This is a genomic window from Chitinophaga sp. (assembly GCF_036566945.1).
In the GTDB taxonomy this organism is placed as follows: Bacteria; Bacteroidota; Bacteroidia; order Chitinophagales; family Chitinophagaceae; genus Chitinophaga.
Window position 1 is genome coordinate 1 of record NZ_DATCVJ010000997.1, and the last position, 10,103, is coordinate 10,103.

The window sequence follows — 10,103 nt, forward strand, 5'->3', positions numbered from 1 at the left end:
GGGTGGCCTTCGGTGTCAATACGATGGTACCTATTTCCAGTTCTGATTCGTAAAATTTGAGACTATCCTTGGGGATGGCATCGTAGAAGCGCTTTACTTCTGACGGTGTTACTTTTACCGGTTCAATGATTTTGTTACGCATGGCTTGTGCGAGCAACCCTTCTTTGATAGGCTGACGGAAGCGTTCGCGAAGCTGGTAGATAGAGTAGCCGGTGATTTCCTTCATCTTTTCCTTGGTACCGTACATCTGCTCGAAATAGCGGATACGGTTTTCCATTTGCGCTTCAACATCACCATCACTTACGGGCAAGCTATCTCTTTCTGCCTGAAGTACCATTACTTTCTGGGAAATCAGCATTTCCAGGGTTTTGCAGGCTGCATCAGGCATCAGATTTCCATCTGGTGAGTTATGCATCTGATCGCTGAGTGCCCCATCCATATCGGATTTGAGGATAATCTTATCCCCTACTACGCCGATAATCTTGTCAGCAATCAGTTTCTGCTGAGCCGAAGCGGCCTGCCATAACAGCAAAGCGCCTGCGGATAATGCTAAAAGTTTCTTCATACAAAAGCGGTAAAAATCAAAAATAACCATTTAAAGGTCAGTAGCATAGGGAAAGTCGATGGATTTAACAAAAGTTTAGATGAATCGTGGAAACGATGCTGTTATAAAGGCGGAAGGCTTAAAGCATAAAGCAAAAAGCTATTATGGAGAAGGATATGAGCGGATGATTACACGCTTACGTTATTCTCCATAATAGCTTTTTGCTTTATGCTTTAAGCCTTCGGCTTTTTTATAATGTTCTCTTCACTTCTACTTCTTCAAAACCTTCGATGTTATCGTTAGGTCTGAGGTCGCTAAATCCGCGGATACTCAATCCACACTCCATGTTAGCGGCCACTTCTTTCACGTCATCTTTATAACGTTTCAGTGAGCCGAGTTCGCCGGTGTGCACCACGATACCGTCGCGCACCACGTTGATACGGGTGTTTCTTGTCAGCTTGCCATCTGTAACGAAGCAACCTGCCACAGTAACCTTTTCGAATTTGTAAGTTTCGCGCACCTGAACGTTGCACACCACTTTCTTTTCGATTTTTGGTTCCAGCATACCTTCCATGGCGCTCTTGATTTCATCGATCGCGTCATAGATGATAGAGTAGTTACGGATTTCGATATTTTCTTTTTCCGCCAGCTTAGCAGCCTGGGAAGAAGGACGTACCTGGAATCCGAGGATGATGGCATCAGAAGCGGTAGCCAGCAATACGTCGGATTCGGTGATCTGACCTACTGCTTTATGTACGATACTGATAACGATTTCTTCGGTAGACAGTTTCTGCAGGGAATCGCTCAATGCTTCCACGGAACCATCAAAGTCGGCTTTGATGATCAGGTTCAGCTGTTTGAAGTTACCCAGTGCCAGACGGCGACCGATTTCATCCAGTGTAATGTGTTTCTTGGTACGGATACCTTGTTCACGAACGATCTGTGCTCTGCGGTTGGCCACTTCTTTAGCTTCAGATTCGTCTGCGAACATTTTGAATTTCTCACCAGCCTGAGGAGCACCGTTCAAGCCGAGCACCTGTACTGGCATAGAAGGACCTGCTTCTTCCATTTTCTGACCACGTTCGTTGAACATGGCTTTGATTTTACCGAAGAAGGAGCCGGATACGATGGTATCGCCCTGACGGAGGGTACCATTTTGTACCAGCAGGGAGGCAACGTAACCGCGGCCTTTGTCCAGTGTTGCTTCCACGATACTTCCGGATGCTTCGCGGTCTGGGTTTGCTTTCAATTCCAGCAGTTCCGCTTCCAGCAATATTTTTTCGAGGAGAACATCTATGTTCAATCCGTTTTTGGCAGATATTTCCTGACTTTGGTATTTACCACCCCAGTCTTCTACCAGGAGGTTCATGCCGGCCAGTTGTTCTTTAATTTTTTCCGGGTTGGAGCCTTCTTTATCCACTTTATTGATAGCGAATACCATTGGCAGACCAGCAGCCTGAGAGTGGGATATTGCTTCCCTTGTTTGTGGCATGATGGCATCATCGGCGGCTACCACGATTACAGCGATATCTGCTGCTTTGGCACCACGGGCACGCATCGCGGTAAACGCTTCGTGACCAGGTGTATCGAGGAAGGTGATTTTTTTGCCACTTGCAGTAGTTACCTGGTAAGCACCGATATGCTGGGTGATACCACCGGCTTCACCGGCTACCACGTTTGCACTACGGATATAATCGAGCAGGGAGGTTTTACCGTGATCGACGTGACCCATGATGGTGACAATCGGAGCACGTGGTTCCAGGTCTGCAGGATCATCTACTTCGTCTTCATCATCGGATTCTTCTGCATCTTCCAGACCAATGAATTCCACTTCGTAACCAAATTCGCCGGCCACCAGTTCTATTACTTCCGCATCGAGGCGTTGGTTGATAGATACCATGATACCGAGGCCCATACATTTAGAGATAACTTCTGCGAAGCTTACGTCCATCAGGTTAGCCAGTTCGGATACAGAAACGAATTCTGTTACCTGGAGTTTGTTGTCTCCATCTCCTTCCTTCGCTTTCTGGTGGGCTCTTTCTTCACGTTTTTCTCTACGGTGTTTAGCTTTCACGTTTTTACCGCGACCGCCACCGAGTTTGGCCATTGTTTCCTTGATCTTATTCTGGATCTCGTTCTTATCGATTTCTTTCTCTTCGGTAGTGCGTTTATCTTCGCCACGGTGGCCCTGACCTGGTCTGTTGTAACCGCCGCCGCCCTGGCCTGGCCTGTTATAGCCTCCGCCCTGACCGGCTGGTCTGTTACCACCACCTTGTCCGCCGCCTGGACGATTGTATCCGCCACCTTGTCCGGTTGGTCTGTTACCACCACCCGTTGCACCGCCTTGTCCGGCTGGCCTGTTATAGCCTCCGCCCTGACCTGCAGGTCTGTTGTAACCACCGCCACCGGTTCCGGTGTTGGCGCCGCCTGGACGGTTATTATTGTTACGGTTATCGCCTTGTGGACGATTTCCGCCACCCTGGTGCCCCTGACCCTGATGACCGCCACCGCGGTTATCATTATGATGGGGGCGATTTCCGCCACCACCTTGTCCGCCGTGTTGATGTGGGCGATGTTCACCCGGAGTGCCACCTTCTTTGCGGTCGCCTTCCTTGAAATCTTTAGGCTGAACAGGTTCAGGTTTCTTTTCCACGATGATACGCTTGCGTTTGCGTTTTTCGTCCCTGCTAAAGTTGTTCTTATTATTATCGCGTCTGTCAGATTGAACTGGCAGTTCTATTTTGCCTATTACTTTAGGGCCGGTTAATTTTTCGGCCTGAATATTTTCGATGACAGCAGCACCAGCTGGTTCGTCCTGTGCCTGAGGGGCAGCGGGAGGAGGTGTTGGGGGTGTGTTATCGACAGCAGTGGGTTTGCGATGTTCTGTCTTTACGACTTGTTTAACAGGAATGTGCGCCGGTTCTTTGACTGCAGCCGGTTTTGCCTCTTGTAATACTTCTTCCACTTTTTTAACTACAGGTTTATCTTCAACCGGTGCGGCTTTTTCCGTTTTTTCTGTCGTATCGGTCTTTTCTGTTTTCGCTACTTTCTCTGCCGGAGGGGTAGCTTCGGCTTTAGGAGCCTGTTCTACTTTTACGGCTTTATCAGCTTTCTCAACTGGTTTTTCAGTTGGAGCCGGAGTTGCTTCCTGTACGGTAGGGGCTGGAACAGGTTTCGGTTCCGGTTGTTTTTCAGCAACGGGAGGAGCGGGTGGAACAACTGGAGCCGGTGTAGGTTTTTCTTCCTGTACCGGAGGTTTCACTGCTTCGGGTTGCGGAGCTGGAGTTTCGTCCTGTTCTGCTTTTTTAGCAACTGGTTTTTTATTGCGGTTTAATGCGTCCAGATCTATGGTAGTAATGATTTTAGGGCCGTTAATTTTCGGCGCTTCCGTTTTTACTACGTCTGGTTCCGCCGGAGGAGGCGTTGCCGGTGCTTTAGGAACTTCCGCAACAGGGGGAGCTGTAACAACGGGTGGTTCAGGCTTCGGTTCAGCTTTTTCCTTTGCGGGAGGTGGTGGTGTTGCCGGGGCAACAGTCGCCTGTGGTTGTGGTTCCGGTTTAGGGGTTTCCTTTACTGGTTCCGGTTGAGGCTCACGTTTTTCTTCCTTAGGCACTTCTGCTACTGGAGCGGGAGCTGCCTCGTTTTCTTTATTGGTATTCTTTTTAGCCGCCGCTTCCGCTTCCTCCTTCTCTTTCTTCTTCATCGTTTCTAACACGCTTCCTTTGGGCAGGGCTATCTGGTCGCTTTTGCGCTTGTTAGCCTTGTCCTGCTGGAACTCCGACTGCAGTGCTGTATACATAACAGCCGTAAGGCGGGCATTGGGAGAACCAAAGCCACCCATGTCAAAGCCTTTATTGCCAAGGAAATCGATGAGGGTTTCCTTACCAATATTAAACTCCTTGGCTGCAGCCAGCAAGCGTGGTGTGTTGTTTGTTGTTTCAGGCATATCGTATTTCGGGCCTCCCCTGTTTCCCGTTTCTTCAAAACGGGATGTTTTTTTACGTTTAAACAATAACTCGAAAAAATCAATTCCCTTTCTAATAAGGCCTTTACCTGGGAAGGGTTGTGGCTCGGCTTTATTCTTTGTCAAACTCTTCCTGTAATATTCTTCTTACATCCTGCACTGTCTCTTCTTCCAGATCAGAACGGCGAACCAGTTCTTCAACAGTCAGCTCTAATACGCTGCGGGCAGTGTCACAACCTATTCGCTTCAGTTCATCTATTATCCATTCTTCGATTTCATCCGAGAATTCTTCCAGATCGATATCAAATTCAGACTGCTCCTGTGCTTCATCACGGAATACATCAATCTCAAAACCAGTCAGTTCGCAAGCCAGCTTAATGTTTACACCTTTTTTTCCGATGGCCAGTGATACCTGGTCAGGGTTGAGGTAAACGGAAGCGTATTTGTTTTCGTTATCCACTTCCATGCGGCTGATCCTGGCGGGTGTTAAGGAACGCTGAATCAACAATTGAATGTTGGTGGTAAAGTTAATGATATCTATATTTTCATTTCTCAGTTCGCGAACGATGCCATGTATACGGCTACCTTTCATACCAACGCAGGCACCTACCGGATCGATACGATCGTCGTAGGATTCTACGGCCACTTTGGCTCTTTCTCCTGGTTCACGAACTATTTTCTTGATCACAATAAGGCCGTCAAAGATCTCAGGCACCTCAATTTCCAGCAATTTAGCAAGGAAGGATGGATGTGTGCGGGAGAGAATGATGAGTGGTGCGTTGTTTTTCATTTCCACCTTCTTCACCACCGCTCTTACGTTCTCCCCTTTTTTGAAATAATCTGTGGGGATTTGTTCAGATTTAGGCAAAATTAACTCATTCCCCTCATCATCAAGCAATAAAACTTCTTTTTTCCAAACCTGGTATACTTCACCATTTACAATTTCACCTGCTTTGTCGGCATATTTCTTAACCAGAATGTTCTTTTTCAGGTCGCCGATACGGGCAGATAAAGTTTGTTTAGCCGCCAGGATAGCCCTGCGACCGAAATCCATGATCTCTACCTCTTCATATAAATCTTCACCTACCTGATAATCCGGTTCTACCTTGATAGCCTGGGAATATGCGATTTGTGCGTTTTCATCTTCTACTTCTCCATCTGTTACGATGGTACGACGGCGTAATATTTCAAGGTCACCTTTTTCGGTATTTACAATCACGTCAAAATTCTCATCTGAGCCATACTTTTTCCGCAGCAGTGTTTTGAACACATCCTCCAGGACCTTCATCAATGTAGGACGGTCGATATTTTCCGCCTCCTTGAACTCGGTAAATGACTCAATCAAGTTAATACTAGCCATGTTTAGTTGTTATATTTTAAAACACGATGCACACCTTTGTGTGCTTTATTTCATTAAGTTTTAAATCGGTTGATTTCTTCTCTTTCTTCTTGCCAATCAACTCTTCAATATTAATTCCTTCCTCAGTAGCCGATTGCAGGGTACCTTCCTTTACGGAGCCATCCAGCAGGGTTACTTCCACTTTGCGTCCAATATTTTTAAGGTATTGTCTGTGCAGTTTGAGCGGTTCATCCAGTCCGGGAGACGAGACTTCAAGGGAGAAATCATTGTTAGGGAACAGTTCAGCCGCTTCCAGCAAAGGATATAACTGACGGTTAAACGACACCAGTGTAGCCACCGGTACTCCTTTATCTCCGTCCAGAAAGAGCTTTATATTGTTAGTGGGCTTAATTCTGATGTCTACCAAAAAATTGTCGGGATCGTTAGCCAGCAGTCCTTCTGCCATTTCCCGGATAGTTTTTATCACGTGTTCGTTTGCCATACAAAAAGCGCGAAGGGGACAATATCTCGTCCCCTTCGTTTGAATCATTTTTCCTCATACAAAATTAGGATTTTATTTTGATTGAAAAACTATTTCTTTAACTTGTATATAAATATTTATGTGAGATGCACTGCCATCATTCATATGTGTTTTTAAAATATCTGACGTGACTACTGCTTTCTGGCAAAAAATTAATATAGAACTCATCGTTTGGCCCCTGGGGCTAATCCTGCTATACATGATGAAGCCCGATGAAGATGCCGGAAGTTTATGTTTGTTCAAGAATATAGGCATCCCCTTTTGTCCCGGCTGCGGTTTAGGTCATGGTATTCATTATTTTTTACATGGCCAATGGTCGGCTGCCATCCGCCACCACTGGCTATCTCCGCTGGTAGTAGCCCTGTTGCTATACCGCATTGTACAACTGGTCCGCCTTCAATACGCTGACCTTAAACAATAAACCCAATACTATGAGCGACTTTTCATTTGCCATGCTCCCCGGCATTGAAACCGAGGAAATGATTTGGTTACAGGAACTTACCAAAGGTTTTTCCGCAGAAAACAAACAACGTTTTCTGGCTGTATATCAGGGCCGGCGCAAGGATCCGCAAACAATTCTTATCTGTAGTCTGATCGGTTTTGTCGCTGTAGCAGGTATTCAGCGCTTTCTGCTCAACCAGATTGCTATGGGAATTATATACGTGATAACACTCGGCTTTTGCTGTGTAGGCACCATCATCGACGCCATCAACTATCGTAAATTGACCTGGGAATTCAATAAAAAAGAGGCATTGGCGTCCGCTGCTTTGCTGGGTCTTTAGTCAGGTTAGGAAAGTTAAAAAAACCTTAAAATGAGGTGATTTTCAAGGCGCCGGATACTATATTCCGCTAACTTCGCACCATTATGATTAAATTTTTGTTATCCATATTTATTGCCTGGCTGCTGTATAAGTTGGTATTTGACCTGCTCATACCGGGCTATAAAGTGACCAAACAAGTACGCCGGCAGATGAGTGATATGCAAGATCATATGCGTCAGCAATATGAAAACCAACAAGGTACGCCGGGAAATCACCAGCAGCCATCACCTCCTCCTGAACCCAAAAAAGTGGATAAAGGAGATTATCTTGATTTCGAAGAAATTAAATAAAGAAAAGGCCGGGTTACGAAACCGGCCTTTCTTATATTATACCTATACTGCACTCGCAGGACGGAAAATATCCAGGATCGTTTTCGGAGACTCCAGGTGAATAGTTTGCAATCCCACAGCCCTCGCCCCTTCTATATTTGGCAAAAGATCATCTATAAACACCGTTTCCGCCGCATTCAACCCATTTTGATCCAATACCATCTGGTAAGCCGCTTTATCAGGTTTACGCTGCCCCATCTCGTGAGAATAGTAAGCCCGGTCAAAGAAACTGCTCAAAGAAGGTATTCCCCGGCTTTCCTGCAATAACCTATTGAACTCCTCCAAATGAATAGCATTGGTATTACTGAGCAAATAAAGACTGTAATGCTGCCGCAACTGCTGTAATAACTGCAGGCGCTGCACCGGAAAGTCCAGTAGCATCGCATTCCAGGCAGTCGTTATCTGCTCATCTGTTACGTTTTCCGGTACATGCTTATGCATCTCTGCCAGGAACTCCGCTGTAGACACATGGCCGGTTTCCAGACCATTGAATAAGCTGGAACCACGAAACTGCGAATACAACTCATTGAAATTCTTTACCCCTAGTTTGGTAAAAGCCTCGTGGGTAAGCTGGTAGTCAATATTGAGAATTACACCGCCCAGATCGAATATGATGTTTTTGATGCCTTGCATATGGTAAAAGATTGAGCGCAAATTTATTAAAGTATAGGCGTACGCGTTGGAATCAAAAAAATATTTTAGGTTAATTCAATAAAATAATTAATTTTGCCGTCCCTTGAAAAGGGGAATTTTAGTTCTTCGGAACGGGTCCTATAGCTCAGTTGGTTAGAGCACCTGACTCATAATCAGGGGGTCCCTGGATCATGCCCAGGTGGGACCACAAGACAGTAAAGGCTTTCAGCGGATTGACGCGGAAAGCCTTTTTTCATTTGATACATGTTTTGATCCATGTTTTTGAAATTTTGGGAAAAGATAATTTTACCGGGTTTGTAAGCATGCCAACTTCACTCATCTTAACAAGCAGATATAAATCCAAAATTGAATTGATGTAAATCTCCATTGTTGGAACATATTGAATCTTCGTTAATCAAACATATATGGTGTTGATAAGTATCAGAAATGGCAGCTTCGGACATTTCACAAATATCTTCATGCTACTCACAAATATCAGCCTTGTTGTTTTAATGATTGAGAATCGAAAGTAAAATTGTGAATATTACTGACTACAAGAAAACAAGAGATTATTCTATCTTTGTACAATAAGCATCAGATTAACCTATACCTAATTATTTATGAAACATATATTTGTAGCCCTTCTGTGTGTATTAGCCAGCCATATTGTAGCAGCCCAAAATGCCCTGCCGGCAGCTAATGGTTATATTGGAATTGGAACTTCCACTCCTGCGAGCCGTCTTCATGTATTGGATAACAATCGAAATTATTATGCAGACAGGGGGATTCCTGGACAAACAGATGATAATGTAACGGAGAATTATATCCTGCTCCATGTGATATATACAGGTACTCTTTTGCCAGCAGATTATCATGTAATGGGACGTTTCAGTGCTATAAGGGGCAGTCAGGGTGCATCAAACCGGAAATGGATCGTTGATGTGAACACAGCTACTGCGTACACTCAAAATATCGGTAACCTGGTATCTTTTGGTGATCGTGCTACATTGGTGACACTAACATACAATTCGATTCAATATCTGGCAGTTTCCATTCCCCAAGCGTCAACGCTTCTCAATTTCTCCTTTACAGGATATGCCCAGAATGATGCTTTAAAGCTGGTGAAAGGCAATGAGGTCACTGGTGTAAAGATCTTCAATGCCACAGAAGAAGTGGGAATCCAGGGCGCTGTAGTGATAAAAAATGCAGCAACATCTAATCGCCTGATCCTCTTAGGCAGTGACACTGCTTATTCTAATCTAATGGCGATTGTTCATTCAGGGATGAGCAACACTCAATTGTATATCGGAAATACTACTCCCAACTTTCAGGTAATTTCGCAACGTAATTCCAATATCATCGAAAGCTATAGAGACCTTCATATCGGGGCGGCTAATATTGGCAGCAAAATTATCTTCGAAAATGGAAGAACCGGCACCACAATAGGATCTTCTATGGTAATTGCTGGGAATAAAAATGTAGGTATTGGCGTGGATAATCCAACATATAAACTTACGGTGAATGGAGCTATCGGCGCAAGAAGTGTAAAGGTGACGCAGGAAACATGGGCCGATTATGTGTTTCATTCGGATTATATTCTCCCTAAACTTCCTGAGTTGGAGCAGTTTATCAAAGAAAATAAACATCTTCCGGGCATACCTTCTGAAAAAGAGGTGATCAAAACAGGAATAGATTTAGGGGAAATAAATAAACTATACCTGCAAAAAATAGAGGAATTAACCTTGTATATAATTGACTTGCAGAAACAGGTAGATGTGTTGAAGAGCAATACGGAGAAACTGATGAAAGAGAAAAACACTAAATAATTCTAAGGCATTCAATCGTTACCTCTCATAGAAAAGAAAAACAGTGGTAAATCGGGCCGGTGGAGGGAGGTTTTACAGGTAGCCAGGAGGTTTATAGAACAGGGTC

Annotated in this window: 8 protein-coding genes, 1 tRNA gene and 1 pseudogene; 5 read left to right on the forward strand and 5 right to left on the reverse strand. The window is 44.8% G+C overall.

Features of this window, described 5'->3' with window-relative positions:
- From VIP81_RS29820 to rimP, 4 genes and pseudogenes are all read right to left on the reverse strand, one after another.
- Positions 1-565, reverse strand: a pseudogene (locus tag VIP81_RS29820) (peptidylprolyl isomerase); the annotation flags it as partial.
- A 229-nt stretch (positions 566-794) separates the two neighbouring features.
- The gene (gene infB / locus VIP81_RS29825; RefSeq protein ID WP_331970432.1) at positions 795-4,490 is read right to left on the reverse strand and encodes a translation initiation factor IF-2; all 3,696 of its coding nucleotides are present in this window, start codon (positions 4,488-4,490) and stop codon (positions 795-797) included.
- A gap of 130 nt (positions 4,491-4,620) precedes the next feature.
- Entirely contained in the window at positions 4,621-5,868 is a 1,248-nt protein-coding gene (gene nusA / locus VIP81_RS29830) for a transcription termination factor NusA (protein ID WP_133807155.1), read from the reverse strand.
- Positions 5,869-5,884: 16 nt separating this feature from the next.
- Positions 5,885-6,349, reverse strand: coding sequence for a ribosome maturation factor (gene rimP, locus VIP81_RS29835; protein WP_331970438.1), 465 nt, complete (start codon positions 6,347-6,349; stop codon positions 5,885-5,887).
- A gap of 166 nt (positions 6,350-6,515) precedes the next feature.
- Between rimP and VIP81_RS29840 the strand changes: the two genes are divergently transcribed.
- The 3 genes from VIP81_RS29840 (at position 6,516) to VIP81_RS29850 (ending at position 7,499) form a co-directional block, all read left to right on the forward strand.
- Positions 6,516-6,809, forward strand: coding sequence for a DUF2752 domain-containing protein (locus VIP81_RS29840; protein ID WP_331970441.1), 294 nt, complete (start codon positions 6,516-6,518; stop codon positions 6,807-6,809).
- A 10-nt stretch (positions 6,810-6,819) separates the two neighbouring features.
- The gene (locus VIP81_RS29845; RefSeq protein WP_331970444.1) at positions 6,820-7,170 is read left to right on the forward strand and encodes a TM2 domain-containing protein; all 351 of its coding nucleotides are present in this window, start codon (positions 6,820-6,822) and stop codon (positions 7,168-7,170) included.
- A gap of 83 nt (positions 7,171-7,253) precedes the next feature.
- Entirely contained in the window at positions 7,254-7,499 is a 246-nt protein-coding gene (locus VIP81_RS29850; RefSeq protein ID WP_331970447.1) for a hypothetical protein, read from the forward strand.
- A gap of 42 nt (positions 7,500-7,541) precedes the next feature.
- On the opposite strand, the gene VIP81_RS29855 is transcribed toward VIP81_RS29850, so the two are convergent.
- Entirely contained in the window at positions 7,542-8,171 is a 630-nt protein-coding gene (locus VIP81_RS29855; protein ID WP_331970450.1) for an HAD family phosphatase, read from the reverse strand.
- A gap of 134 nt (positions 8,172-8,305) precedes the next feature.
- Between VIP81_RS29855 and VIP81_RS29860 the strand changes: the two genes are divergently transcribed.
- A tRNA-Ile gene (locus VIP81_RS29860) sits at positions 8,306-8,379 on the forward strand.
- Between the two features lie 412 nt (positions 8,380-8,791).
- On the forward strand, positions 8,792-9,997 hold the full coding sequence (locus VIP81_RS29865) for a hypothetical protein (protein WP_331970453.1): 1,206 nt from the start codon (positions 8,792-8,794) through the stop codon (positions 9,995-9,997).
- Positions 9,998-10,103: the final 106 nt, after the last annotated feature.

Coding starts and splice junctions, on each gene's coding strand:
- rimP (WP_331970438.1), bottom strand. CDS start 6,349: ATGGCAAACGAACACGTGATAAAAACTATCCGGGAAATGGCAGAAGGA.
- infB (WP_331970432.1), bottom strand. CDS start 4,490: ATGCCTGAAACAACAAACAACACACCACGCTTGCTGGCTGCAGCCAAG.
- nusA (WP_133807155.1), bottom strand. CDS start 5,868: ATGGCTAGTATTAACTTGATTGAGTCATTTACCGAGTTCAAGGAGGCG.
- VIP81_RS29855 (WP_331970450.1), bottom strand. CDS start 8,171: ATGCAAGGCATCAAAAACATCATATTCGATCTGGGCGGTGTAATTCTC.
- VIP81_RS29845 (WP_331970444.1), top strand. CDS start 6,820: ATGAGCGACTTTTCATTTGCCATGCTCCCCGGCATTGAAACCGAGGAA.
- VIP81_RS29865 (WP_331970453.1), top strand. CDS start 8,792: ATGAAACATATATTTGTAGCCCTTCTGTGTGTATTAGCCAGCCATATT.
- VIP81_RS29850 (WP_331970447.1), top strand. CDS start 7,254: ATGATTAAATTTTTGTTATCCATATTTATTGCCTGGCTGCTGTATAAG.